Origin of the sequence: Chromobacterium amazonense, from assembly GCF_001855565.1 — a bacterium.
GTDB lineage: Bacteria > Pseudomonadota > Gammaproteobacteria > Burkholderiales > Chromobacteriaceae > Chromobacterium > Chromobacterium amazonense.
On sequence record NZ_MKCR01000027.1, the window covers coordinates 406,899 to 432,580 of the forward strand.

Below are 25,682 nucleotides of genomic sequence, written 5' to 3' on the forward strand. Positions count from 1 at the left end.
GCTCGGCCTGGCTGGCAGGGTAAGTCTTTGATTTCTGTCGATGTCATCATCATTGGCGGGGCATGAATCAAAGCGCCCCAGCATGGGCTGGGGCGGATTGTTCGACAGCTTGGCAATCAGCCGAACTTGCCCGTGATGTAGTCTTCGGTGGCCTTGACCTGCGGCGCGGTGAAGATATTGTCGGTCTTGCCGAACTCGATCAGCTCGCCCAGATACATATAGGCTGTGAAGTCGGACACCCGCGCCGCCTGCTGCATATTGTGCGTCACGATGGCGATCGTGTAGTCCTCTTTCAGCTCATGAATCAGTTCTTCGATATGGGCGGTCGAGATCGGGTCCAGCGCCGACGTCGGCTCGTCCAGCAGCAGCACTTCCGGCTTGGAGGCCACGGCGCGGGCGATGCACAGGCGCTGCTGCTGGCCGCCGGACAGCGAGTGGCCGGACTGCTTCAGCTTGTCCTTCACTTCGTCCCACAGCGCGGCCTTGCGCAGTGCCCACTCGACGCGGTCTTCCATCTCGCCCTTGGACAGCTTCTCGTACAGCTTCACGCCGAAGGTGATGTTGTCGTAGATCGACATCGGAAACGGCGTCGGCTTCTGGAACACCATGCCGACCTTGGCGCGCAGCAGGTTGACGTCGATGTCGCGGCCCAGGACGTTTTGGCCATCCAGCAGGATCTCGCCCTCGGCGCGCAGGCCGGGATACAGCTCATACATGCGGTTGAAGGTGCGCAGCAGCGTAGATTTGCCGCAGCCGGACGGGCCGATGAAGGCGGTCACCTTGCGCGGCGCGATTTCCAGCTGGATGTTCTTCAGCGCATGGAAGTTGCCATAAAAGAAGTTAAGGTTGCGAACCTCGAGCTTGGAGCTAGGGGTGGTCATGGTGGTCATGCCTTAATTCGATTGATTCTTGCGACCGCCCATCCAGCGGGCGATGATATTCAGGGTGAGGACGCTGAAGGTGATCAACAGCGAGCCGGCCCAGGCCAGTTTGTGCCAGTCTTCGTACGGGCTCATCGCGAACTGGAAGATCACGATGGGCAGGTTGGCCATCGGCTGGTTCATATTGCTGTTGAAGAACTGGTTGTTCAGCGCGGTGAACAGCAGCGGCGCGGTTTCGCCGGAAATGCGGGCCACGGCCAGCAGGATGCCGGTCATCACGCCGGCCTTGGCCGAGCGCAGCGTCACCTGCATCGTCACTTTCCATTGCGGCGCCCCCAGCGCGGCGGCGGCTTCGCGCAGGCTGTTCGGCACCAGGCGCAGCATGTTCTCGGTGGTGCGCACCACCACCGGGATCACCAGAATGGCCAGCGCGCAGGATCCGGCCCAGCCGGAGAAGTGGCCCACCGACACCACGTACACTTCATACACGAACAGGCCGATCACGATGGACGGCGCGGACAGCAGGATGTCGTTGATGAAGCGGGTGGCCGGCGCCAGCCAGCCGCGCTGGCCGAATTCGGCCAGATAGATGCCTGCCAGGATGCCGATCGGCGTGCCGAACAGCGTGCCGAAGGCGGTCATCACCAGGCTGCCGTAAATGGCGTTGGCCAGGCCGCCGGTGCTGCCGGGCGGCGGGGTGCTTTCGGTGAAGACCTGCCAGTTGATGCCGGACAGGCCGTGCTGCAGCAGCGTGATCAAGATCCAGAACAGCCAGAACAGACCGAAGGCCATGGTCAGCATCGATATGGTCATGGTCAGCTTGTTGGTCAGCCGGCGGCGCCGATAGATGGCGCTATCCATTTTCAGGCCGGAGGCGGCGGCAGCGGTAGGCAAGGCGTCGTTCATTGTCGCTTGGCTCATGGTGGTGACGTCTTTCATATCAGGAAGGCTTGCCTTCCTGCTTCTTCAGGCGCAGCAACAGCAGCTTGGAACAGGCCAGCACCACAAAGGTGATGAAGAACAGGATCAGGCCCAGCTCGATCAGCGAGCCGATGTACAAATCGCCGTTGGCCTCGGCGAACTCGTTGGCCAGCGAGGAGGCGATGGAGTTTCCCGGCTCGAACAGGCTGGTGGTGAAGCGAGAGGAATTGCCGATGACGAAGGTGACCGCCATCGTTTCGCCCAACGCCCGGCCCAGGCCCAGCATGATGCCGCCGACCACGCCGGTCTTGGTGTAAGGTAGCACGATGTGGCGCACCACTTCCCAGGTAGTGGAACCCAGGCCATAAGCCGATTCCTTCAGCATCACAGGCACCACTTCGAATACGTCGCGCATCACCGAGGCGATGAACGGAATTACCATGATGGCCAGGATCAGGCCGGCGGTGAACAGGCCGATGCCCATCGGCGCCCCCTGGAACAGGAAGCCGATCAGCGGCGCGTCGCCCAGATTTTCGATGAACCATGGCTGGATGTGATCAGCGAAGAACGGCGCGAACACGAACAGGCCCCACATGCCGTAAATGATGGACGGAATGCCCGCCAAGAGCTCGATGGCGATGCCCAGCGGGCGCTTCAGCCAAGCCGGACAGAGTTCGGTCAGGAACAGGGCGATGCCGAAGCTGACCGGCACGCCGATCAAGAGCGCGATGATGGAGGTGACCAGGGTGCCGAAGATGGGCACCACGGCGCCGAACTTCTCCTGCACCGGATCCCATTCCGAGCTGGTCAGGAAGCCCAGGCCGAAATGCTGGATAGTCGGCATCGCACCGATCAGCAGAGAAATGAGAATGCCCACCAGCAGCGCCAGCACCAGGAAGGCGAAGCTGCGGGTGGTCACCCGGAAGATTTTATCCAGCAGCAGCTGATGCCCCAGCTGCTGTTGATTGTTGAGTTTTTGCATGTGTCGTTGTCTTGGTGGTTCAGACACAAGGCCGGAGAGAGCTTGCTCCCTCCGGCCTGAGTGCGACGCTCAGCGTGTCGCGCGATCAGTTCCAGACGGTTTTGCCGCCATTATCGGTGATTTGCTTCCAGCTGGTGCGGATCACGGTTTTCACGCTGTCCGGCATCGGGATGTAGTCCAGCTCCTGAGCGGTCTTGTCGCCGTTCTTGTAAGCCCAGTCGAAATACTTCAGCACTTCGGCGGCTTGGGCCGGCTTGTCCTGCTTCTTGTGCATCAGGATGAAGGTGGCGCCCGCGATCGGCCAGCTGTCCTTGCCCGGCTGGTTGGTCAGCAGCAGGTAGAAGTTCGGGGCCTTTTTCCAGTCGGCATTGGCGGCGGCGGCTTTGAAGGAAGCCTCGTCCGGCTTCACGAAGTTGCCGGCCTGGTTCTGCAGCAATCCGTAGGACAGCTTGTTCTGTTTGGCGTAGGCGTATTCGACGTAGCCGATGGCGCCCTTGATGCGGGACACGTAGTTGGCCACGCCTTCGTTGCCCTTGCCGCCCACCGAGCTGCCCTTCCAGCTGACGGAGGTGTTGGAGCCGACGTCCTTGGCCCACTCAGGCGATACCTTGGACAGGTAGTTGGTGAAGATGAAGGTGGTGCCGGAGCCGTCGGAACGGCGCACTACGGAGATGCGCTGGTCAGGCAGCTTGACGCCCGGGTTCAGCTTGGCGATGGCCGGGTCGTTCCACTTGGCAACCTTGCCCATGTAGATGTCGGCCAGCAGCGGACCGGTGAATTTGATCTGGCCGGCGGCGATGCCCGGGATGTTGTACACCGGCACCACGCCGCCCATCACGGTCGGGAATTGAGTCAGGCCGGATTTTTCCAGGTCTTCCGGCTTCAGCGGCATGTCGGACGCGCCGAAGTCCACGGTCTTGGACTGGATCTGCTTGATGCCGCCGCCGGAGCCGATGGACTGGTAGTTCATGTTGTTGCCGGAGACGCCCTTGTAATTGGCCGCCCACTTGGCGTACAGCGGGTAGGGAAAGGTCGCGCCTGCGCCAGTGATGTCTGCTGCGTATACCGAACCGGCGATCAATACGGAACCAAGAGCCGCTGCCAGACGTACGGACTGTTTCATGCTTAACTCCCGAAGTGTAATGGGCTGCTGTTGTAATGGCCGCCATCGTATAGCTCAAATCTTTCAGTAATATTACAAGTCGTAAATGCTTGATCCAGCTTCATTGGAGACGCTTGCCGGCTGCGCTATAATGCGCGCCATCTTCTTTTAATAAAGATGGGGAGAGTGGCATGTCCGGCAAGCTGGTGATTGGCAATTGGAAGATGAACACGCGCGCTGACAGCGCGCAGGCCCTGGCGTCCGCGCTGCTGGACCATGCCGCGACCAATCGCGAAGGCGTCGGCATCGCCGCGCCCGCGGTGTATCTGGCCGCGCTGGCCCAAACCCTGAAGGGCAGCCGCCTCGCCTTGTCGGCTCAGGATGTCAGCCGCTTCGCCGCCGATGGCGCCTATACCGGCGAAACCAGCGCCGCCATGCTGGCCGACATCGGTTGCCGCTACGCCTTGGTCGGCCACTCCGAGCGCCGCCAGTATTTCGGCGAAGACAACGCCGCGCTGCTGCAGAAAATGCGCAACGCCATCGCCGCAGGCGTGACCCCCGTGCTGTGCGTGGGCGAGACGCTGGAGCAGCGCGAAGCCGGCCAGTATCTGCAAATCATTGCGGCGCAGCTTGCTATCCTGCCGGAATTGACCGATGGTGATTACGTCATCGCCTATGAACCGGTGTGGGCCATTGGCACCGGCAAGGTGGCGACGCTTGAGCAAATCGCCGAAATTCATGCATTCATCAAAAACTGGTGCTTGCAAAACATTGGCAGCTCCGATAAGATTCGCGTCCTCTACGGCGGCAGTGTCAAAGCGGAGAACGCCGAGGCGATTCTGGCGACGGAAAACGTCGACGGCGCGTTGGTCGGAGGGGCCTCGCTGGACGCCGATTCATTCAGAGTGGTTTGCCAAGCCGCAGGAAAATTGATATAGTATGGAACTTCTCAAGACGCTTATTTGGATTGTAAACCTGCTGTCCGCAGTGAGTATCATCGTCCTTGTTCTGATGCAGCATGGCAAGGGCGCCGATATGGGTGCGGCTTTTGGTAGTGGTGCGTCCGGCAGTCTGTTTGGGGCGTCTGGCTCTGCGAATTTCCTGAGTAGAACCACCGCGGTCGCCGCGGCAGTGTTCTTCTGTACAGCCATGGGTCTGGTATACCTTTCCGGGGGCGGAAAGCATGACCTTGGTGTGATGGGTGGAAAGATTGAACAGGTTGCGCCGCAAATCCCGGCAGGCGCGCCTAATAAAAACGCTTCCGGAACGGCTTCCAAGATTCCGGAGTGACAATTTAAAGCTTTGCTGTGCCGACATGGTGAAATTGGTAGACACGCTATCTTGAGGGGGTAGTGGCGAAAGCTGTGTGAGTTCGAGTCTCACTGTCGGCACCACCATTCAAAAACAGGCCACCGGGACTCCGGTGGCCTGTTTTATTTGGAGCCAAGAGGGGGTGACCCCTCTTTTTTTGGGGGTGTACGGGAAATGCTGCAAAACTACTTTCCCATTCTGATGTTTGTCATTGTCGGACTGTTGGTCGGTGTGGGCCCTATTGCCTTGGGCAAGCTGCTCGCGCCCAATCGTCCCGACTCTGAGAAACTTTCTCCATACGAATGCGGCTTCGAGGCCTTCGAAGATGCCCGCATGAAGTTCGACGTCCGTTACTACCTGATCGCCATCCTCTTCATCCTGTTCGACCTGGAAATCGCATTCCTGTTTCCGTGGGCCGTGGTGCTGAAGGACTTGGGCGTGTATGGCCTGGGCGTGATGGTCGAATTTCTCGCCGTGCTGACGCTCGGCTTCGTCTACATGTGGAAGAAGGGAGCTCTGGAATGGGAGTAGAAGGGATTCTGGAGAAAGGCTTCGTTACCACGACAGCCGACAAGCTTATCAACTATACCCGCACCGGTTCGCTGTGGCCGATGACCTTTGGTCTGGCCTGTTGCGCGGTGGAAATGATGCACGCCGGCGCGGCGCGTTACGATCTGGACCGTTTCGGCATCGTGTTCCGCCCCAGCCCGCGGCAAAGCGACCTGATGATCGTCGCCGGCACGCTGTGCAACAAGATGGCCCCGGCTCTGCGCAAGGTGTATGACCAGATGGCCGAGCCGCGCTGGGTGATCTCGATGGGGTCCTGTGCCAACGGCGGCGGGTACTACCATTATTCCTATTCCGTTGTTCGAGGCTGTGACCGCATCGTGCCGGTCGATGTCTACGTGCCGGGCTGTCCGCCGACGGCCGAGGCGTTGCTGTACGGCATCATCCAGCTGCAGAACAAAATCAAACGTACCAACACCATCGCCCGCTAAGGTAGAAACTTATGGCCTCCAAGAAAATGGAAGCGTTGGGTTCGGTCGTTGCCGCCGCGCTGGGCGACAAGCTCGTGCGCAGCACGCTGGCCCTGGACGAGCTCACCATCGTCTGCAAGGCGTCCGATCTGCTGTCCGTGGCCCAGACGCTGCGCGACCACGCCGATCTCGCCTTCGAGCAGTGCATCGACGTCTGCGGCATGGACTACAGCGCCTACCGCGACGAGCCGTGGGACGGCCCGCGCTTCGCCGCGGTATACCATCTGCTGTCCGTCAAGCTGAACCACCGCATCCGCCTGCGCGTCTTCGCTGAAGACGACGCCTTCCCGGTTCTCCCGTCGGTCAACGGCATCTGGAACGCTGCCAACTGGTTCGAACGCGAAGCGTTCGACCTGTACGGCATCGTGTTCGAAGGCCACCCCGACCTGCGCCGCCTGCTGACCGACTATGGTTTCGTCGGCCATCCGTTCCGCAAGGACTTCCCGCTGTCCGGCCACGTGGAAATGCGCTACGACCCGACGCAGCAGCGCGTGATCTACCAGCCGGTGACCATCGAACCGCGCGAAATCACTCCGCGCATCATTCGCGAGGAGAGCTACGGTGGCTGAGATCCGCAACTACACCCTGAACTTCGGCCCGCAACACCCGGCCGCGCACGGCGTGCTGCGCCTGGTGCTGGAGCTGGACGGCGAAGTCGTCCAGCGCGCCGACCCGCACATCGGCCTGCTGCACCGCGGCACCGAGAAGCTGGCCGAAAGCAAGACCTACATCCAGTCGCTGCCGTACATGGACCGCCTCGACTACGTGTCCATGATGTGCAACGAACACGCCTATTGCCTGGCGATCGAGAAGCTGGCCGGCATAGAAGTGCCCGAGCGCGCGCAATACATCCGCGTGATGTTCGCGGAGATCACCCGCATCCTGAACCACCTGCTGTGGATCGGCGCCCACGCGCTGGACATCGGCGCGATGACCATGTTCCTGTACGCGTTCCGCGAACGCGAGGATCTGATGGACTGCTACGAGGCGGTGTCCGGCGCGCGCATGCACGCGGCCTACTTCCGTCCGGGCGGCGTCTACCGCGACCTGCCGGATTCGATGCCGCAGTACACCGTGTCCAAGATCAAGAACGCCAAGGAGCTGGCGCGCCTGAACGAAGGCCGCAAGGGCTCGATGCTGGACTTCATTGAAGACTTCACCAAGCGCTTCCCGACCTATGTCGACGAATACGAAACCCTGCTGACCGACAACCGCATCTGGAAGCAGCGCACCGTGGGCATCGGCGTGGTGACGCCTGAGCGCGCGCTGAACCTGGGCATGACCGGCCCGATGCTGCGCGGCTCCGGCATCGCCTGGGACTTGCGCAAGACCCAGCCGTACGACGTCTACGACAAGATGGACTTCGACGTGCCGGTGGGCGTGGGCGGCGACTGCTACGACCGCTACTTGGTCCGCGTGGAAGAGATGCGCCAGTCCAACCGCATCATCCAGCAGTGCGTGGCCTGGCTGCGCGCCAATCCCGGCCCGGTGATCACGGACAACCATAAAGTGGCGCCGCCTTCGCGCGAAGGCATGAAGTCCAATATGGAAGACCTGATCCACCACTTCAAGCTGTTCACCGAAGGCATGCACGTGCCGGAGGGCGAAGCCTACGCCGCCGTCGAGCACCCGAAGGGCGAATTCGGCATCTACCTGGTGTCCGACGGCGCCAACAAACCGTACCGTCTGAAAATCCGCGCGCCGGGCTATGCCCACTTGGCCGCGCTGGACGAGATGGCCAAGGGCCACATGATCGCCGACGTGGTGGCCATCATCGGTACGCAGGATATCGTGTTTGGGGAGATTGACCGCTGATGCTGTCCGCACAATCGCTAGCCTTGATCGACCGCGAGGTCGCCAAATACCCGGCCGACCAGAAGCGCTCCGCCGTCATGGGCGCGCTGCGCATCGCGCTGGAAGAGCGGCGTGCCACCGGTGAAACCCCGGAAACGCGCTGCCTCAACAAGGAGGTGATCGAGTTCGTCGCCAACTATCTGGAGATCGCTCCGGTAGCCGCCTACGAAGTCGCCACCTTCTACAACATGTACGACATGAAGCCGGTGGGCAAGTACAAGATCACCGTCTGCACCAATCTGCCCTGTGCGCTGTCCGGCGGCGTCAACGCCGCGGAGTACATTTCGAAGAAGCTGGGCATCGCCATTGGCGAAACCAGCGCCGACGGCATGTACACCCTGCAAGAAGGGGAATGCATGGGCGCCTGCGGCGACGCGCCGGTCTTGCTGGTGAACAACCACAAGATGTGCAGCTTCATGACGCCCGAAGCAATCGATAAAAAACTGGCGGAGTTGAAATAATGGCTGTCTTCGCTAATGGCGTGATTTTCGACGGCGTCGACACCGCGCAGCCTGACTGCTGGCGTCTGGACGCTTACGTAGCCCGCGGCGGCTACCAGGCGCTGCGTCGCATCCTTGACTCCAAGATGACCCAAGAAGACGTCATCGCGGAAGTGAAGAACTCCGGCCTGCGCGGCCGCGGCGGCGCAGGCTTCCCCACCGGCCTGAAGTGGAGCTTCATGCCGCGCTCGTTCCCGGGCGACAAGTACGTCGTCTGCAACACCGACGAGGGCGAGCCGGGCACCTTCAAGGACCGCGACATCATTCGCTACAACCCGCACTCGCTGATCGAGGGCATGATCATCGCCGGTTACGCGATGGGCACCAAGGCGGGTTACAACTACATCCACGGCGAAATCTTCGAAGACTACCAACGCTTCGAAGAGGCGCTGGAAGAGGCGCGTAAGGCTGGCTTCCTGGGCCAGAACATCCTGGGCACCGGCTTCAACTTCGACCTGTTCGCCCACCACGGCTACGGCGCCTACATCTGCGGAGAGGAAACCGCGTTGCTGGAATCGCTGGAAGGCAAGAAGGGCCAGCCGCGCTTCAAGCCGCCGTTCCCGGCCAGCTTCGGCCTGTACGGCAAGCCGACCACCATCAACAACACCGAGTCCTTCGCCTCGGTGCCGTTCATCATCCGCGACGGCGCGCAAACCTTCCTGGAGAAGGGCAAGCCCAACAACGGCGGCACCAAGCTGTTCTCGGTCTCCGGCCACGTCAATCGCCCGGGCAACTACGAGATCTCGCTGGGCACGCCGTTCTCCGAGCTGTTGGAGATGGCTGGCGGCATGCGCGGCGGCAAGAAGCTGAAGGCGGTGATTCCGGGCGGTTCGTCCGCGCCGGTGCTGCCGGCCGACATCATGATGCAGTGCACCATGGACTACGACAGCATCGCCAAAGCCGGCTCGATGCTGGGTTCGGGCGCCGTGATCGTGATGAACGAGGACGTGTGCATGGTGAAGGCGCTGGAGCGCCTGGCCTATTTCTATCACGAGGAATCCTGCGGCCAATGCACGCCGTGCCGCGAAGGCACCGGCTGGCTGTACAAGGTCATCCATCGCATCGCCAACGGCCAGGGCCGTCCGGGCGATCTGGAGCTTTTGGATTCCGTGGGCAACAACATGGCGGGCCGCACGATCTGCGCCTTGGCCGACGCCGCTGTGTTCCCGGTTCGCAGTTTCACCAAGCATTTCCGCAATGAGTTCGAGTACGCGATCGAACACGGAAAGACCTTGGTGGATCACAAATGGTGTTGAGCGATGCTTGAAATCGAAATCGACGGTAAGAAACTGACGGTGGAGCAGGGCAGCACCGTCATGGAAGCGGCCCACTCCGTTGGGACCTACATACCGCACTTCTGCTACCACAAGAAGCTGTCCATCGCGGCCAACTGCCGCATGTGTCTGGTGGAAGTGGAAAAGGCGCCTAAGCCGCTGCCGGCCTGTGCCACGCCTGTCACCGACGGCATGAAAGTCCATACCGCCTCGCCGCTGGCCAAGAAGGCCCAGGCGGGCGTGATGGAGTTCCTGCTGATCAACCACCCGCTGGATTGCCCGATCTGCGACCAGGGCGGCGAATGCCAGCTGCAAGACCTGGCTGTCGGCTACGGCAACTCCACCTCGCGCTACGAGGAAGAAAAGCGCGTGGTGGTGGGCAAGGACATGGGCCCGCTGGTCTCGGCCGAGGAAATGTCGCGCTGCATCCACTGCACGCGTTGCGTCCGCTTCACCGAGGAAATCGGCGGCTACCAGGAAATCGGCATGGCCAACCGGAGCGAGTTCTCCGAGATCCTGCCCTTCCTGGGCAAGACCGTGGATTCGGAAATCTCCGGCAACGTCATCGATTTGTGCCCGGTGGGCGCGCTGACTTCCAAGCCGTTCCGCTACAGCACCCGCGCCTGGGAACTGTCGCGCCGCAAGTCGGTGAGCCCGCACGACGGCCTCGGCTCCAACCTGATCGTCCAGGTGAAGAGCAATGAAGTGATGCGCGTGCTGCCGCTGGAGAACGAAGCCATCAACGAATGCTGGATCGCCGACCGCGACCGCTTCTCGTACGAAGGCTTGAACAGCGCCGAGCGTCTCACCAAGCCGATGATCAAGTTCGACGGCAAGTGGCACGAAACCGACTGGGAAACCGCGCTGAACTACGTGGTCAAGGGCCTGAACGGCGTATCCGCCGATCACGGCAAGGACGCCATCGGCTTCCTGTTGAGCCCGCACTCCACCACCGAAGAACTGCATCTGGCCCAGAAGCTGGCGCGCGCCTTCGGCGTGAACGCCATCGACTACCGCCTGCGCCGCAGCGACTTCTCCGCCGATGCCGCCAAGCAGGGCGCGGAGTGGCTGGGTTCCAGCATCGTCGAACTCGGCGACGCCAAGTCCGTGCTGGTTGTCGGCTCGTCGCTGCGCAAGGAGCAGCCGCTGCTGGCCGCCCGCCTGCGCGCTTCGGTCAAGAAGGGCAGCGAGCTGAACATTATCCATGTCGCCGACGACAATTTGCTGACCAAGATCAACGGCAAGCTGATCGTGTCGCCGCTGGCGCTGGTCAACGCCTTGTCGCAAGTGCTGAAGGCCGTGGCCGAGATCAAGGCTGGTTCTTCCGAGATCGACCTGTCGTCCGTGGAAGTGTCTGAACAGGCGCGCCGCATCGCCGCCAGCCTGACCGGCGCGGAAACCGCGTCCATCGTGCTGGGCAATGTGGCGCAACACCATCCGGCCTACAGCCAGCTGCTGTCGCTGGCGCAGGAAATCGCCCGCTTGAGCGGCGCGCGTTTCGGCGTCCTGGCCGAAGCCGCCAACAGCGTGGGCGCGGAATTGGTGGGCGCGCTGCCGACCAACGGCGACAACGCCGCCGCGATGTTCGCCAAGCCGAAGAAGGCCTACTTCCTGCTGAACACCGAAGTGGAGTTCGACAGCTACAACCCGCAGGCCGCCGTGGCCGCGATGAAGCAGGCGGCTACCGTGATCGCGCTGACCGCCTACAAGGGCCAGGGCCTCTTGGACTACGCCGACGTGCTGCTGCCGATCGCGCCGTTCTCCGAGACCGCCGGCTCCTTCGTCAATATGGAAGGCAAGCTGCAAACCTTCAATGGCGTGGTGCGTCCTCTGGGCGAAACCCGTCCGGCCTGGAAGGTGCTGCGCGTGCTGGGCAATATGCTGAACCTGGCCGGCTTCGAGCAGAACAGCGCCGAGGACGTGCGCGCCGAGTTCGGCGATCTGGCCTCCAAGCTGAACAACGCGTTGTCCAAGGTCGCCGCCAACCCGGCAGTCGCCTCCGGCATCGTCCGCGTCGGCGAAGTGCCGATGTACCAGGCCGACGCCATCAGCCGCCGCGCCAAGCCGCTGCAGGAAACCAACGAAGCCAAGGACGCCGCCGTCGCCCGCGCGCACGGCAGCCTGCTGGCCAAGCTGGGCATCGCCGCCGGTTCCACCGCGCTGCTGAAGCAGGGTTCGGGCGAGGCGCGCTTGCGCGTCGAGGCCGACGACAGCTTGCCGGCCGACGTGGTACGGGTCGCCACCGCGCACGCAGCAACGCTGGCGCTGGGCGGCATGTTCGACGCTATCGAGATCAAGCAGGGGTAAACCATGGAGTTCTTGCAAGGTATTCTTGGCACTGACGCGGGGCTCCTGGTGTGGACCCTGCTGAAGATCATCGCCATCGTTCTGCCGATGCTGGGCGCAGTGGCCTATCTGACGCTGGCCGAGCGCAAGGTGATCGGTTACATGCAGATCCGCATCGGCCCCAACCGCGTGGGCCCGTTCGGTTTGCTGCAGCCCATCGCCGACGCGGTCAAGCTGCTGATGAAGGAAATCATCCTGCCCACCAACTCCAGCAAGGGCTTGTTCCTGCTGGCGCCGGTGCTGTCCATCGGCCCGGCCCTGGCGGCCTGGGCGGTGGTTCCTTTTACCGACCATCTGGTGCTGGCCAACGTCAACGCTTCGCTGCTTTACATCCTGGCGCTGACGTCCATGGGCGTGTACGGCGTGATCATCGCCGGCTGGGCAGGCAACTCGAAGTACTCCTTCCTCGGCGCGATGCGTTCCGCCGCCCAGATCGTCTCGTACGAACTGGCGATGGGCTTCGCCCTGGTCGGCGTGCTGATGGTGTCCGGCAGCCTGAACCTGGTCGACATCGTCAAGCAGCAGGCCGTGGGCATGGCCGGCGGTTCGCTGTTCTCCTGGAACTGGCTGCCGCTGTTCCCGCTGTTCATCGTCTACCTGATCTCCGGCGTGGCCGAAACCAACCGCGCGCCGTTCGACGTGGCGGAGGGCGAATCGGAAATCGTGGCCGGTTTCCACGTGGAATACTCGGGCATGGCCTTCGCCATCTTCTTCCTGGCCGAATACGCCAACATGATTCTGGTGGCGGCGCTGACCTCCCTGCTGTTCCTGGGCGGCTGGCTGTCTCCGTTCCCGGCTTCCTGGGGCATCCTGGGCGCCGGCGGCTTCTTCTGGCTGGCCGTGAAGATGTCGATGGTGCTGTTCTGCTTCCTGTGGTTCCGCGCCACCTTCCCGCGCTATCGCTATGACCAGATCATGCGCCTGGGCTGGAAAGTGTTCATCCCGGTGACCCTGGTGTGGATTCTGGTGGTGGGCGTGTGGATGTTTACCCCGCTGTCGATTTGGCACTGAGACAGGGGATAGGTGAAAAAATGAATTCGATCCGCAACTTTTTCAAGACCTTCCTGCTGGTGGAGCTGGTCAAGGGCCTGATGGTCACTGGCCGCTACTTCTTCGCCCGCAAGATCACGGTGCAGTTCCCGGAAGAGAAGACGCCGATCTCGCCGCGCTTCCGCGGCCTGCACGCGCAGCGCCGCTACGCCAACGGCGAAGAGCGCTGCATCGCCTGCAAGCTGTGCGAGGCGGTGTGCCCGGCGATGGCCATCAGCATCGAGTCCGAACAGCGCGACGACGGCACCCGCCGCACCACGCGCTACGACATCGACCTGACCAAGTGCATCTTCTGCGGCTTCTGCGAGGAAGCCTGTCCGGTGGACGCCATCGTGGAAACGCACATCTTCGAATACCACGGTGAAAAACGTGGCGACCTCTACTACACCAAGCCGATGCTGCTGGCTGTGGGCGACAAGTACGAGGCCGAGATCGCCGCCAACAAGGCGGCTGACGCCAAGTATCGCTAAGGGGAGGCCATGAACCTAACTACGGTAATTTTCTACGTTCTGTCCGCCATCCTGATCTTCGCCGGTCTGCGCGTGGTGACGGCCAAGAACCCGGTGCACGCCGCGCTGTATCTGGTGCTGGCTTTCTTCACCAGCGCCGGCCACTGGCTGCTGATGGAGTCGGAGTTCCTGGCGATCACCCTGGTGCTGGTTTACGTCGGCGCGGTGATGGTGCTGTTCCTGTTCGTGGTGATGATGCTGGACATCAATATCGAGCAGCTGCGCGCCGGCTTCTGGAAGAACCTGCCGGTGGCCGCCCTGGTCGGCGCCATCATGGTGTTCGAGATGGCGCTGATCTTGATGAGCCCGCAAGCCGGCCTCGGCCAGTTCAAGGCCGCCGCGCCGCTGGCCGCCGATTTCAGCAACGTCAAGCTGCTGGGCAGCCAGCTGTACACCACTTACTTGCTGCCGTTCGAAATCGCCGCCGTGGTGCTGCTGCTGGCGATGATCGCCGCCATCGGCCTGACCATGCGCACCCGCAAGGACAGCAAGGTGATCGATCCGGCCGTCCAGGTGAAGGTGCGCAGCCAAGACCGCGTCCGGATCGTGAAAATGGACGCCGTGAAAAAAGTGGAAGAGGCCGAAACGGCTGATTCCGGTGAGCAACAGGCCTGACGGCCAATCAACCACAAGGGAGGAAACGTGCTGACACTGACTCACTTTCTGGTGCTGGCCGCTATCCTGTTTGCCATCAGCGTGCTGGGCATCTTCCTGAACCGGAAGAACCTGATCATTCTGCTGATGGCCATCGAGCTGATGCTGCTGGCGGTGAATTTCAACTTCATCGCGTTCTCGCATTACCTGTCGGATTCTGCGGGGCAGATCTTCGTGTTCTTCATCCTGACGGTTGCCGCCGCCGAGTCCGCCATTGGTTTGGCGATTCTGGTGGTGCTGTTCCGCAACCTGCAGAGCATCAACGTTGAAGACTTGGGCAGCCTCAAGGGCTAAGGCAAACCGGAACCACAACTAAAGCACAAAAGCATGGATATGAAGAGCTTATACCTGCTGATTGCACTCGCTCCGCTGGCGGGTTCCATCATTGCAGGCCTGTTTGGATGGGCGATCGGACGGCGCGCTTCGCACGTCGTCACGATAGCCGGCGTGGCGGTGTCCGCCGCGCTGTCGCTCAAGGTGCTCCTGGGTTTCCTGAACGGAAGCGCGGAAGTGTTCAATGGACCGGTCTACACTTGGCTGACTGTCGGCGGCCACGAGTACGCGGTCGGCTTCCTGGTCGACTCGCTGACCGCGATGATGCTGGTGGTGGTGACCAGCGTGTCGCTGATGGTGCATATCTACACCATCGGCTACATGCAGGATGATCCGGGTTACCAGCGTTTCTTCAGTTACATCTCGCTGTTTACCTTCTCGATGCTGATGCTGGTGATGAGCAACAACTTCGTCCAGCTGTTCTTCGGTTGGGAAGCGGTGGGTCTGGTGTCCTACCTGCTGATCGGCTTCTGGTTCAAGCGGCCGACCGCGGTGTTCGCCAACCTGAAGGCTTTCCTGGTCAACCGCGTCGGCGACTTCGGCTTCCTCTTGGGCATCGGCATGGTGCTGGCGTACTTCGGCGGCTCGCTGAACTACAGCGACGTGTTCGCCGCCGCGCCGGCGCTGGCCCAGAAGACCATCGAGATCATCCCGGGCCACGAGTGGTCGCTGATGACCGTCACCTGCATCCTGCTGTTCATCGGCGCGATGGGTAAGTCGGCGCAGTTCCCGCTGCACGTGTGGCTGCCGGACTCGATGGAAGGCCCGACCCCGATCTCCGCGCTGATCCACGCCGCCACCATGGTGACGGCCGGCATCTTCATGGTGTCGCGCATGAGCCCGCTGTTCGAGATGTCCGACACCGCGCTGAACGTGGTGATGGTGGCTGGCGCGATCACCGCGCTGTTCATGGGCTTCCTCGGCATCGTCCAGAACGACATCAAGCGCGTGGTGGCTTACTCCACGCTGTCGCAGCTGGGTTACATGACCGTGGCGCTGGGCGCGTCGGCCTACTCGGTGGCGATGTTCCACGTGATGACCCACGCCTTCTTCAAGGCGCTGCTGTTCCTGGCGGCCGGCTCCGTGATCATCGGCATGCACCATGATCAGGACATGCGCAATATGGGCGGCCTGCGCAAGTACATGCCCATCACCTGGATCACCTCGCTGCTGGGTTCGCTGGCGCTGATCGGCACGCCGTTCTTCTCCGGTTTCTACTCCAAGGACTCGATCATCGAGGCGGTCGCCGCCTCGCATCTGTCCGCGGCCGGTTTCGCCTACTTCGCCGTGATCGCCGGCGTGTTCGTGACCGCCTTCTACTCCTTCCGCATGTACTTCCTGGTGTTCCACGGCAAGGAGCGTTGGATGGAGAACCATGGCTCGCACCACGAGCACCATGGCGACAGCGCGGATGAAGAGGTTTCCCACGACCATCACCATGGCCTGGGTCCCAACGACAAGCCGCACGAATCGCCGTGGGTGGTGACGCTGCCGCTGGTGCTGCTGGCGATTCCGTCGGTGCTGGTCGGTTACTTCGGCATCGACAAGCTGGTGTTTGGCGACTTCTTCAAGGGCGTGATCGCCGTCAACAACGAAGCGCACCCGGCCATGGAAGAGCTGGCGCATGAGTTCCACGGCGCTGTCGCCATGGGCCTGCACTCGTTCACCAGCCTGCCGTTCCTGCTGGCCCTAGCCGGCGTGCTGACCGCCTGGTTCTTCTACATGAAGGCGCCGCACATTCCGGCCGCCATCAAGCAGAAGTTCGCGCCGATCAACGCGCTGCTGGAAAACAAGTACTACCTGGACGAGATCTACTTCGCCGTATTCGCCAAGGGTTCCCGCGCCGTCGGCACCTTCTTCTGGAAGGTGGGCGACATGCTGCTGATCGACGGCCTGCTGGTGAATGGCACGGCCAAGCTGATCGGCTGGTTCTCCAGCGTGATCCGCCGCATGCAGACCGGCTTCATCTACAGCTACGCCACCGCCATGATCATCGGCGTGCTGGGTCTGATGACCTGGTGGTTCCTGCCGTTGATTTTGCGTTGAGTCCGGCCTCCGGGATTGAAATAACAATATAGGTTTGATTATGTCCACAAATCTGCTAAGTCTGGTGATCTGGACGCCGATCCTGGCCGGCCTCGTGGTGCTGGCCACCGGCGGCGACCAGCGCGCGCCCTTGGCGCGCTGGCTGGCCTTGGCGGGGGCCCTCGCGGGCTTCCTGCTGTCGGTGCCGCTGTTCACCGAGTTCAACAACCTCAACGGCGGCATGCAGTTCGAAGAACTGAAGCCGTGGATCGCCGCGCTCAACATCAACTACCACTTGGGAGTGGACGGCATCTCGATGCTGTTCGTGCTGCTGAACAGCTTTACCACCTTGCTGGTGGTGATCGCCGGCTGGGAAGTGATCCAGAAGCGCGTGGCGCAGTACATGGCCGCCTTCCTGATCATGTCCGGCCTGATCAACGGCGCCTTCGCCGCGCTGGACGCCATTCTGTTCTATGTCTTCTTCGAAGGCATGCTGATTCCGATGTACCTGATCATCGGCGTCTGGGGCGGTCCGCGTCGCGTCTACGCGTCGATCAAGTTCTTCCTGTACACGCTGCTCGGCTCGCTGCTGATGCTGGTGGCGCTGATCTACCTGTACTTCCAGGCTGGCAAGAGCTTCGACATCCTGGCTTTCCATGCCATCGCCAAGATTCCGCTGACGGTGCAGATTCTGCTGTTCGTCGCCTTCTTCCTGTCGTTCGCGGTGAAGGTGCCGATGTGGCCGGTGCACACCTGGTTGCCTGACGCCCACGTGGAAGCGCCGACCGGCGGCTCCATGGTGCTGGCAGCGATCACGCTGAAGATCGGCGCTTACGGCTTCCTGCGGTTCGCGCTGCCGATTCTGCCGGACGCCTCGCGCGAAGTGGCGCCCATCATCATCGGCCTGTCGCTGGTGGCGGTGGTGTACATCGGCTTGGTGGCGCTGGTGCAGTCCGACATGAAGAAGCTGGTGGCCTACTCGTCCATCTCGCACATGGGCTTCGTGACGCTGGGCATGTTCCTGTTCGCCGGCAACGAAATGAACCAGTGGGCGGTGGAAGGCGCGCTGGTGCAGATGGTGTCTCACGGCTTCGTCTCCGCCGCGATGTTCTTCTGCATCGGCGTGATGTATGACCGCGTGCACAGCCGCAACATCGCCGACTACGGCGGCGTGGCCAACAAGATGCCTATCTTCGCCGCCTTCATGATGCTGTTCGCCATGGCCAACTCCGGCCTGCCGGCCACCTCCGGCTTCGTCGGCGAATTCATGGTGATCATGGGTTCGGTGCAGGTGAACTTCTGGTACGCCGCGCTGGCCGCCACCACCCTGATCTTCGGCGCCGCCTACACCCTGTGGATGTACAAGCGCGTGATCTTCGGCGATGTGGCCAACCAGCATGTGGCGGAACTGTCCGACGTCAATAAGCGCGAGTTCCTGGTGCTGGCCATCCTGGCTGTGATGGTGCTGGGCATGGGTCTGTACCCCGAGGCTTTCGTCTCCAAGATGCACCTGGCGGTGAACGACCTGATCACGCATGTTGCGCAGAGCAAGCTGTAAGCGCGGAAGGAATACATACAAATGAATTGGGCTGATCTCAACCTGATACCCGCGATGCCGGAGCTGTTCCTGATCGGCGCCTTGCTGGTGGTGCTGATGCTGGATCTTTTCATCTCCGATGAAAAGCGCGGCATCACCTACGGCTTGACGCTGCTGACGCTGGCCGGCACCGCCGTCGCGCAGGTCTACACCTTTACCCCATACCCGGTGCATACCTTCTCGGGCATGTACGTGGCCGACCCGCTGGCCTCCCTGGTCAAGCTGGCGATGTACGCCGCCACCGCCATCGTGCTGGTGTATAGCCGCCAGTACACGGCGGATCGGGGCTTGTTCAAGGGCGAATACTTCTCGCTGTCGCTGTTCGCGCTCCTGGGCATGAACCTGATGGTGTCGGCCTCCCACTTCCTGACCCTGTACATGGGCCTGGAGCTGCTGTCGCTGGCGCTGTACTCGCTGATCGCGCTGCAGCGCGACTCCGTCCCGGCCACCGAATCGGCGATGAAGTACTTCGTGCTGGGCGCCCTGGCTTCCGGCCTGCTGCTGTACGGCATCTCGATGATCTACGGCGCCACCGGCTCGCTGGAGCTGGCCACCGTCGCCAAGTCCATCAAGTCGCACGCCGCCAACCCGGTGCTGCTGATCTTCGGCCTGGTGTTCATCGTGGCTGGCCTCAGCTTCAAGCTGGGCGCCGTGCCGTTCCATATGTGGGTGCCTGATGTGTACCAGGGCTCGCCGACTTCCGTGACGCTGATGGTCGGCGCCGCGCCCAAGCTGGCCGCCTTCGTCTTCGTGCTGCGCATCCTGGCCCAAGGCCTGGACGTGCTGGTTGGCGACTGGCAGTCCATGCTGGTGATCGTGGCCGTGTTGTCCATGGCCATCGGCAACATCACCGCCATCGTGCAGACCAATATCAAGCGCATGCTGGCTTATTCCACCATCTCGCACATGGGCTTCCTGCTCTTGGGCGTGCTGGCGGGCACCCAGCAGGGCTACGCCGCGGCGCTGTTCTACGCCGTGGTGTACGTGGCTATGTCCATGGTGGGTTTCGGCATCATCCTGGCGCTGTCGCGCAAAGGTTTCGAGTGCGAGAACATCGACGACCTGAAGGGCCTGAACAGCCGCAACAGCTGGTACGCCTTGCTGATGCTGCTGGCCATGTTCTCGATGGCCGGCATCCCGCCGCTGCTGGGCTTTTATGCCAAGTTCGTGGTGATCAAGGCCATTCTGGACATCGGCATGGTCAAGCTGGCCGTGTTCGCGGTGCTGATGTCGGTGATCGGCGCTTTCTACTACCTGCGCGTGGTCAAGGCCATCTACTTTGATGAGGCGCAGGATACCGCTCTGATCGCCGTCCGCGGCGACATGAAGCTGGTGCTGTCGCTGAACGCGCTGGCGCTGCTGGTCGTCGGCGTGCTGCCGCAATCCTTGCTGGAACTGTGCGTGCAGGCGATGCGTCAATCGCTGGGCATGATCTAAGGCAGCGGCCATGGATAGCAGCATCACCATACTGCTGGCGCTGGCCGTGGTGGCCGCCAACCTGCCGTTCGCCAGCGATCGCGTCGCCGGCTTCTTCAAGGTGGCGCGCAAGCATTTCGGCTGGCATGCGCTGGAGTTGGCGGTGCTGTTCGTTCTGGTGGGCGGCTTGGCCAGGCTGCTGGAGGCGCGCCAGATGCCGGTGCACGAACAGCATTGGCAGTTCTACGTGACGACGCTTGCCCTGTTTCTGGTGGCGGCCTTCCCGGGGTTTGTCTACCGCTATTTCTGGCATCGGCGGGCCCACTAGCCTGCTTCCGATACGCGCTCAAAAGCACTGCGATGGCAGTAATGCCGTTCACTTAAGAGAAAAGCACCGTCTCCATGCATGGGAAACGGTGCTTTTTTTGTGGATTCCTGTGCTCTCAAGGCCAGAAAAGTCGCCCGAAAATCCTTAAGTGAACGGCATTACTGCGATGGCAATGCTTTTTTTGTTAAGTTGTATTGCCATGGATTGCCTTATGGTGATAAAGAATTGACATTTGCATGTCTTGACTTTGATCCCGCTCTCCTGAGGCGATATGAAGAAAACCATGTCTTGTCTGATCTCCGCGCTGGCCTTCGCCGGCGCAGTCCACGCCGCCGACTTGCAGCCGGCCCAGCATGCCGATTTTCCCCGCTATACCTATGCGCTGACCTGGCAGCCCGGGTTCTGTGCGACAGGGAACGGGTGTCTGCCCGAGCAATCGCATGAAGTGCAAATCGGCTTGCACGGCTTGTGGCCGTCGGAGCCGCAGAGCCTGATCGCCCAGAATGTGCCGGTTCAGCAATGGTGGGCCAAGGGCTGCGCCTTTTTCCCGCATGTGCACGCCGTGCCGGCCTTGCCTGCGGAAACCCGGGACGAATTGAAAGTGGTGATGCCGCAGCTCAAGGACGACCTGCTGCTGCATGAGTACGTCAAGCATGCTCAGTGCTTCGGCTATCCGGCGCAGCAGTTTTTCGAGACGGCCCTGCAGATGCGCCAGGCGGTAGTGGATAGCGGCTTTGGCGATTATCTGCTGGGGCAGGCCGGGCAGACGCGCAGCCGCGAGGAGTTGCAGGACGTCTTCGCCAAAGCCTTCGGCACCGATCAGCGCCTCTCGCTGCAATTGCAATGCGGCAAAGACAAACAAGGCCGCAACGTCTTGACGCAATTCTGGTTCACGCTCAAGGCCGACAAGCTGGCGAGCTTTCCCGCCGCGGAGAGTTTTGTGAATACGCCTGACGGCGAATACGAGGATAGCTGCGCGGAGCCGTTTGTTTTGCCTGGCTGGTAGGCTGCTATCTGGCATTGCATTGCGACCTGGGCGATATGTTGCTTCGCATGTGGCTGTCCTTGCGTAAGCCATACTGTGTTGGGCGCACGACAGTTCTTTCGGCCAGTCCGCCTGGCGTAGACAGGCGGCGGGACGCGCATAAGACCAGTATTAGCCCTTGTATTTCAAATCCTTAATGCGTGATGTTTCTTGTGGGAAATATTCAATATTTGTAAATATTGATTAATTTAGTTTGAGAGTATGGCTTGCATTCTCGCTTCTTAAGGTAGATTCGATCAGCTGGGCGCGTTTTTGCCGGCATCCGCTGGCGAAGCTGCTTATGACAATAGAGTCAAAAGGGAGCGGGAATGTTTGCACGGGTCCGTCTGTTGCTCATCATGTTGATCACGGCATTGCCTGCAATGGCGAGCAATCTGCAGGCCAGCAGGAATGGCGATTTTTCCCATTACACCTTGGCGTTGGCCTGGCAGCCAGGCTTCTGCAAGTTGAGCCAGTCCTGTCAAATGCCGCTGAATTCAGATGGCGCTTTAGGCCTGCTGGGTTTGTGGCCTTCCTTGCCAGCCAGCCTGCAAGAACAAGGCGTCAACGATGAGAGTTGGCGGCTCAAAAGCTGTTTCTACTTCAGCCATAGCGTTGATGATCCGCAGTTATCCGAGGAGGTGCGGGCTCGGCTTGCCAGGGCGATTCCCAAATTATTGGATGACGATCTGATCAGCAGCGTGTTCGTCAAGCACGCCCAATGTTTCGGTTTCGCCGGCAATGATTATTTTGCGAAAGCGCTGCAATTGCGGCAGTCGGTGCTGGACAGCGCGTTCGGCAGTTATTTGAACAGCAAGCAAGGCTCAATGGTCGATCCGGCGGCGGTGCGACTCGCTTTTACCCAGGCTTTTGGCGCAGCCAGCGGAGCGGCGTTGAGCTTGCGCTGCCAACGCGACGCGCAGCAGCGCAATGTCTTGACCAGCCTGGAAATCCAGATATCCGCGCAAAGGCTGAATGCTTTTCCGGCAGAGGCTTCCTTATGGCATCCAGGCGGAGCGGAGGCGTCGGATACCTGCTATGGCACGATATGGATTGCTAACTGAGCAGCGCTGGCCCGGCGGGGCTGGGCGCGGCGCGACTGCAAGCGCCTCGATTCGGCGCAAAACGCATCCCGGCGCGACCACTCGGCAAACGTCGACAGCCCCCAGGGTTCAATAGAAGCGCGCCTCGCCCTGCGGCCGGCTCTTGAAGCGCTTGTGCAGCCAGAAGTACTGGTCCGGAATTTCGCGGATGCGGTCTTCCAGGAAGGCGTTCATGCGGCGGGTGTCCGCCTCGATGTCTTCGCTCGGGTAGTTGTCCCAGGCCGGATAGAACTCCAGCTCGAAGCGGTCGCCGACGCGGCGCGCGATCGCCGGCACGACTTTGGCGCGCGCCAGCTTGGCGATGCGTGCCATGCCGGTGATGGTGGCCGCCTTGACGCCGAAGAAGTCGACGAACAGCGAATCGCGCACGCCGAAGTCCTGGTCCGGCAGATACAGGAAAGGCGCGTGGTCCTTGCGCATGGCCTTGATGATGGGGCGCAGGCCTTCCTGGCGCGACACGATGTAGGCGTTGTCGTAGCGCTGGCGCCCGGCGTAGATTTGCTGGTCCAGCGCCTCGTTCTTCTGGTGCGAGTAAACGCTGACCAGCGGGATGTATTGGTTCAGCGCGTAGACGCACATCTCGAAGCCGACGAAGTGCGGATAGAACAGGATCACGTCCTCGCCCTGGTCGCGCAGATCGGTGACGTAATGCAGGTTCTTGATGTTGACCAGATCGTCTATGCGCTTGGCAGAACTCCACCAGCACACGCCATATTCCAGCACCATCCGTATCATGTGTTGGCAGTTCTTGCGGATCAGTCGACGGCGTTCCGCCTGCGGCATGTCCGGAAAGCACAGCCGCAGATTGATCAGACCGACGCGGCGGCGGCCGCGAGCCAGCAGGTAGGCGAGATTGCCTAGGCCGGCGGCGAGCAGGCCGATCGCGCGCATCGGCAGCAGGCGGATCAGCCACAGCAGGGCGAAAGCGAGTTTCATGCGAATCCTTGTTCTGCGTCCGGCCGGCTGACGCCGGGCGGGCATTTATAGCGGTTGTAGCTCCACAGGTACTGGCAGGGGAAGCGGCGGATCAGTTGTTCCACCTGGGCGTTCATCTGCGCGCAGTCTGTTTCCTTGTCGCCGGTGAACGGTTGCACCAATGGTTCGATATGCACGGCAAATCCCTGCCCGCCGGGCAGGCGTTCCCCGACGAAGAACAGCGTGGTCACGCCGCTCATTTGCGCCAGGCGCGGCACCAGCGTCATGGTGTAGGCCGGTCGGCCGAAGAACGGCGCCCAGATGCCTTCGCCGTTGCCGGGCACTTGGTCGGGCAGGATGATGGTGGCCTCGCCGGATTTCAAGGCTTTCATCAGCACGCGCACCCCGGCAGCCGTGGCCGGCGCGGTTTTGCCTTTGCCGCGGGCCCGGCCGGCCTGCATAACCGGCTCCAGCCACTGCAGCTTGGGCGGGCGGTACATGGCGGTCAGCGGGAAGGGCAGTCGGGAGCTGATATAACGTCCGGCGATATCGTAGCTGCCTAAGTGCGGAGTTACGAATATAATACCGTTGCCCAGAGCCAGCGCCTGCTCCACATGCTCCCAGCCTTCGCAACGCTTCACCATGGCGGCGATGTCTTCCGGACGGCGGCACCAGGCGATGGCCAGCTCCAGCGCTCCCTTGCCGGTTTCGGCCGCGCTTTGTTTGACTTTGGCTGGTAAAACCGGATAATTTTCGAAGATTTTACTAGAACTTAGATTCTCCCGCAGCCTAGCGGCGAAGCCGGGGGACGCAAGATAAGTCAGTCGCCCCAGAGCGGCACCCAAACCTTGTAGCCAGGATAAGGGGAGGTGCGCCAGGACAGACAGTAGTAAATGGACTAGCTTGGACATGAGCTCAGCAGTCTGGGTCTGAAAGCGGCCTATTTTATCACCACAGGGTTTTGTATTTTTTGGGAACGCAGAATAAATGAGTGAATACCTGTTTACCTCGGAATCCGTATCCGAAGGCCACCCGGACAAAGTCGCCGACCAGATCTCCGACGCCATCCTCGACGCCATCCTGCGCGAGGACAAGCACGCCCGCGTAGCGGCGGAAACGCTGGTCAACACCGGCCTGGTGGTGCTGGCAGGCGAGATCACCACCACCGCCAACGTCGACTACATCAAGATCGCGCGCGAAACCATCAAGCGTATCGGCTACGACGATTCGGAATTGGGCTTCGATTACCGCGGCTGCGCGGTGATGGCCTGCTACGACAAGCAATCGCCGGATATCGCCCAGGGCGTCAACGAAGGCGAAGGCCTGGATCTGAATCAGGGCGCAGGCGACCAGGGCCTGATGTTCGGCTACGCCTGCGACGAAACCCCGACGCTGATGCCGTTCCCGATCTACTACGCACACCGCCTGGTGCAGCGCCAGGCCGAACTGCGCAAGGACGGCCGGCTGCCGTGGCTGCGTCCGGACGCCAAGAGCCAGATCACTTGCGTGTACGACGGCGCCACCGGCCTGCCCAAGCGCATCGACACCGTGGTGCTGTCCACCCAGCATACCCCGGACATCGACCACAAGACGCTGACCGAGGCGGTGATCGAAGACATCATCAAGCCGGTGCTGCCGCCTGAAATGATCACCGCGGAAACCAAGTTCCTGATCAACCCGACCGGCCGCTTCGTCATCGGCGGTCCGCAAGGCGATTGCGGCCTGACCGGCCGCAAGATCATCGTCGACACCTACGGCGGCGCGGCTCCGCACGGCGGCGGCGCGTTCTCCGGCAAGGATCCGTCCAAGGTGGACCGCTCCGCCGCTTATGCCGGCCGCTACGTGGCGAAGAACATCGTCGCGGCCGGTCTGGCGCGCCAGTGCCAGATCCAGGTTTCCTACGCCATCGGCGTGGCGGAGCCGACCTCGATCTCGGTCGACACCTTCGGCACCAACACCATTCCGAACGAGAAGATCGTGGAACTGGTGAAGAAGCACTTCGACCTGCGTCCGAAGGGCATCATCCAGATGCTGGACCTGCTGCGTCCGATCTACGGCAAGACCGCCGCTTACGGCCACTTCGGCCGCGAAGAGCCGGAATTCAGCTGGGAACGCACCGACAAGGTGGAGGCGCTGCGCGCCGATGCCGGCCTGTAAGCGCCGAATCTGTCGAGGGACTGCAAAACCGCCTGCTCGCGCAGGCGGTTTTTTCATATGTTTTTAAAAAATGGAATCGCCCCGCGCCTGGCGGCTCTAGCGAGCATTCGCGGGATATCCTGCCATTTGTCGCCGGGCGGGAAATCTTGGCATCGACCCTGGCGATGGATGGCTCGCGTAACGCGCCAACATGACAACGCCTGCATTTTCCGCGCGGACTAGGTATAATTACCCGGCATGCCGAGGGGCGCTGCGAGGAGGGTGTTCTCCCCAGGCTTGGCGTGCCGCCTGCCGTCCGGCGGGCGAGGCAACGGCGCTCACCTGACTCATGACCGTGGCGGGCATGGGATGACGGGTGGGCCG

General features: G+C 61.6%; 26 protein-coding genes, 1 tRNA gene and 1 riboswitch. Of the genes, 21 read left to right on the forward strand and 6 right to left on the reverse strand.

The genetic code is table 11. The features are described from left to right. Positions 1-116 precede the first annotated feature (116 nt). The 4 genes from pstB to pstS form a co-directional block, all read right to left on the reverse strand. Positions 117-890 (reverse strand): phosphate ABC transporter ATP-binding protein PstB, encoded by a 774-nt coding sequence (pstB, locus tag BI343_RS13000; protein ID WP_189338838.1) that lies wholly within the window; start codon positions 888-890, stop codon positions 117-119. A 3-nt stretch (positions 891-893) separates the two neighbouring features. Beyond that, the gene (pstA, locus tag BI343_RS13005) at positions 894-1,787 is read right to left on the reverse strand and encodes a phosphate ABC transporter permease PstA (protein WP_189338841.1); all 894 of its coding nucleotides are present in this window, start codon (positions 1,785-1,787) and stop codon (positions 894-896) included. Between the two features lie 34 nt (positions 1,788-1,821). Then, the gene (gene pstC, locus BI343_RS13010; RefSeq protein WP_043623659.1) at positions 1,822-2,784 is read right to left on the reverse strand and encodes a phosphate ABC transporter permease subunit PstC; all 963 of its coding nucleotides are present in this window, start codon (positions 2,782-2,784) and stop codon (positions 1,822-1,824) included. An 85-nt stretch (positions 2,785-2,869) separates the two neighbouring features. Next, positions 2,870-3,907, reverse strand: a complete 1,038-nt coding sequence (pstS, locus tag BI343_RS13015) for a phosphate ABC transporter substrate-binding protein PstS (RefSeq protein ID WP_043623657.1) — start codon at positions 3,905-3,907, stop codon at positions 2,870-2,872. A 170-nt stretch (positions 3,908-4,077) separates the two neighbouring features. On the opposite strand from pstS, the gene tpiA reads away from it, so the two are divergent. From tpiA to BI343_RS13115, 20 genes are all read left to right on the forward strand, one after another. Continuing rightward, positions 4,078-4,824 (forward strand): triose-phosphate isomerase, encoded by a 747-nt coding sequence (tpiA, locus tag BI343_RS13020; RefSeq protein WP_083340951.1) that lies wholly within the window; start codon positions 4,078-4,080, stop codon positions 4,822-4,824. A gap of 1 nt (position 4,825) precedes the next feature. Further along, complete coding sequence (gene secG, locus BI343_RS13025) at positions 4,826-5,176, forward strand: preprotein translocase subunit SecG (protein WP_043623651.1); 351 nt, start codon at positions 4,826-4,828, stop codon at positions 5,174-5,176. A 19-nt stretch (positions 5,177-5,195) separates the two neighbouring features. Further along, positions 5,196-5,280, forward strand: a tRNA-Leu gene (locus BI343_RS13030). 91 nt (positions 5,281-5,371) lie between these two features. Next, on the forward strand, positions 5,372-5,728 hold the full coding sequence (locus BI343_RS13035; RefSeq protein WP_043580265.1) for an NADH-quinone oxidoreductase subunit A: 357 nt from the start codon (positions 5,372-5,374) through the stop codon (positions 5,726-5,728). Continuing rightward, positions 5,719-6,195 carry a NuoB/complex I 20 kDa subunit family protein gene (locus BI343_RS13040; protein ID WP_019103471.1) on the forward strand — a complete coding sequence of 159 codons (477 nt, stop codon included), beginning with the start codon at positions 5,719-5,721 and terminating at the stop codon, positions 6,193-6,195. Before BI343_RS13035 ends, BI343_RS13040 begins: the two co-directional genes overlap by 10 nt. Positions 6,196-6,206: 11 nt before the next feature. Then, positions 6,207-6,803, forward strand: coding sequence for an NADH-quinone oxidoreductase subunit C (locus tag BI343_RS13045; RefSeq protein ID WP_043623649.1), 597 nt, complete (start codon positions 6,207-6,209; stop codon positions 6,801-6,803). Further along, entirely contained in the window at positions 6,796-8,049 is a 1,254-nt protein-coding gene (locus BI343_RS13050) for an NADH-quinone oxidoreductase subunit D (protein WP_071109986.1), read from the forward strand. The genes BI343_RS13045 and BI343_RS13050 overlap by 8 nt, the downstream gene beginning before the upstream one ends. Beyond that, positions 8,049-8,549: an NADH-quinone oxidoreductase subunit NuoE gene (nuoE, locus tag BI343_RS13055; RefSeq protein WP_043623643.1), complete on the forward strand. Its 501-nt coding sequence runs from the start codon at positions 8,049-8,051 to the stop codon at positions 8,547-8,549. The genes BI343_RS13050 and nuoE overlap by 1 nt, the downstream gene beginning before the upstream one ends. Next, positions 8,549-9,844 (forward strand): NADH-quinone oxidoreductase subunit NuoF, encoded by a 1,296-nt coding sequence (gene nuoF / locus BI343_RS13060; protein ID WP_043623640.1) that lies wholly within the window; start codon positions 8,549-8,551, stop codon positions 9,842-9,844. Before nuoE ends, nuoF begins: the two co-directional genes overlap by 1 nt. Positions 9,845-9,847: 3 nt before the next feature. After that, entirely contained in the window at positions 9,848-12,169 is a 2,322-nt protein-coding gene (gene nuoG, locus BI343_RS13065; RefSeq protein WP_071109987.1) for an NADH-quinone oxidoreductase subunit NuoG, read from the forward strand. Between the two features lie 3 nt (positions 12,170-12,172). Continuing rightward, positions 12,173-13,219, forward strand: a complete 1,047-nt coding sequence (nuoH, locus tag BI343_RS13070) for an NADH-quinone oxidoreductase subunit NuoH (RefSeq protein WP_043623634.1) — start codon at positions 12,173-12,175, stop codon at positions 13,217-13,219. 29 nt (positions 13,220-13,248) lie between these two features. Continuing rightward, the gene (gene nuoI / locus BI343_RS13075) at positions 13,249-13,728 is read left to right on the forward strand and encodes an NADH-quinone oxidoreductase subunit NuoI (RefSeq protein ID WP_199153626.1); all 480 of its coding nucleotides are present in this window, start codon (positions 13,249-13,251) and stop codon (positions 13,726-13,728) included. Positions 13,729-13,737: 9 nt separating this feature from the next. After that, positions 13,738-14,382, forward strand: a complete 645-nt coding sequence (locus BI343_RS13080) for an NADH-quinone oxidoreductase subunit J (protein WP_043623627.1) — start codon at positions 13,738-13,740, stop codon at positions 14,380-14,382. 27 nt (positions 14,383-14,409) lie between these two features. After that, positions 14,410-14,715, forward strand: a complete 306-nt coding sequence (nuoK, locus tag BI343_RS13085) for an NADH-quinone oxidoreductase subunit NuoK (RefSeq protein ID WP_011134506.1) — start codon at positions 14,410-14,412, stop codon at positions 14,713-14,715. A 33-nt stretch (positions 14,716-14,748) separates the two neighbouring features. Next, the gene (gene nuoL / locus BI343_RS13090; protein ID WP_071109988.1) at positions 14,749-16,800 is read left to right on the forward strand and encodes an NADH-quinone oxidoreductase subunit L; all 2,052 of its coding nucleotides are present in this window, start codon (positions 14,749-14,751) and stop codon (positions 16,798-16,800) included. 37 nt (positions 16,801-16,837) lie between these two features. Further along, positions 16,838-18,337, forward strand: a complete 1,500-nt coding sequence (locus tag BI343_RS13095) for an NADH-quinone oxidoreductase subunit M (protein WP_071110040.1) — start codon at positions 16,838-16,840, stop codon at positions 18,335-18,337. A 21-nt stretch (positions 18,338-18,358) separates the two neighbouring features. Then, the gene (nuoN, locus tag BI343_RS13100; protein ID WP_071109989.1) at positions 18,359-19,813 is read left to right on the forward strand and encodes an NADH-quinone oxidoreductase subunit NuoN; all 1,455 of its coding nucleotides are present in this window, start codon (positions 18,359-18,361) and stop codon (positions 19,811-19,813) included. 10 nt (positions 19,814-19,823) lie between these two features. Continuing rightward, positions 19,824-20,120 carry a DUF2818 family protein gene (locus BI343_RS13105; protein ID WP_071109990.1) on the forward strand — a complete coding sequence of 99 codons (297 nt, stop codon included), beginning with the start codon at positions 19,824-19,826 and terminating at the stop codon, positions 20,118-20,120. A gap of 271 nt (positions 20,121-20,391) precedes the next feature. After that, positions 20,392-21,126, forward strand: coding sequence for a ribonuclease T2 family protein (locus BI343_RS13110; RefSeq protein ID WP_071109991.1), 735 nt, complete (start codon positions 20,392-20,394; stop codon positions 21,124-21,126). 401 nt (positions 21,127-21,527) lie between these two features. Next, positions 21,528-22,208, forward strand: coding sequence for a ribonuclease T2 family protein (locus tag BI343_RS13115; RefSeq protein WP_071109992.1), 681 nt, complete (start codon positions 21,528-21,530; stop codon positions 22,206-22,208). A gap of 108 nt (positions 22,209-22,316) precedes the next feature. Here the strand turns inward: BI343_RS13115 and BI343_RS13120 are convergent, their stop codons facing one another. Continuing rightward, positions 22,317-23,183, reverse strand: a complete 867-nt coding sequence (locus BI343_RS13120; RefSeq protein WP_071109993.1) for a lipid A biosynthesis lauroyl acyltransferase — start codon at positions 23,181-23,183, stop codon at positions 22,317-22,319. Beyond that, entirely contained in the window at positions 23,180-24,073 is an 894-nt protein-coding gene (locus BI343_RS13125) for a lysophospholipid acyltransferase family protein (RefSeq protein ID WP_071109994.1), read from the reverse strand. Before BI343_RS13125 ends, BI343_RS13120 begins: the two co-directional genes overlap by 4 nt. A gap of 76 nt (positions 24,074-24,149) precedes the next feature. Between BI343_RS13125 and metK the strand changes: the two genes are divergently transcribed. Further along, positions 24,150-25,319 carry a methionine adenosyltransferase gene (gene metK, locus BI343_RS13130; protein WP_043623605.1) on the forward strand — a complete coding sequence of 390 codons (1,170 nt, stop codon included), beginning with the start codon at positions 24,150-24,152 and terminating at the stop codon, positions 25,317-25,319. Positions 25,320-25,555: 236 nt separating this feature from the next. Next, positions 25,556-25,645: riboswitch (S-adenosyl-L-homocysteine riboswitch) on the forward strand. The last annotated feature ends 37 nt before the right edge of the window (positions 25,646-25,682 follow it).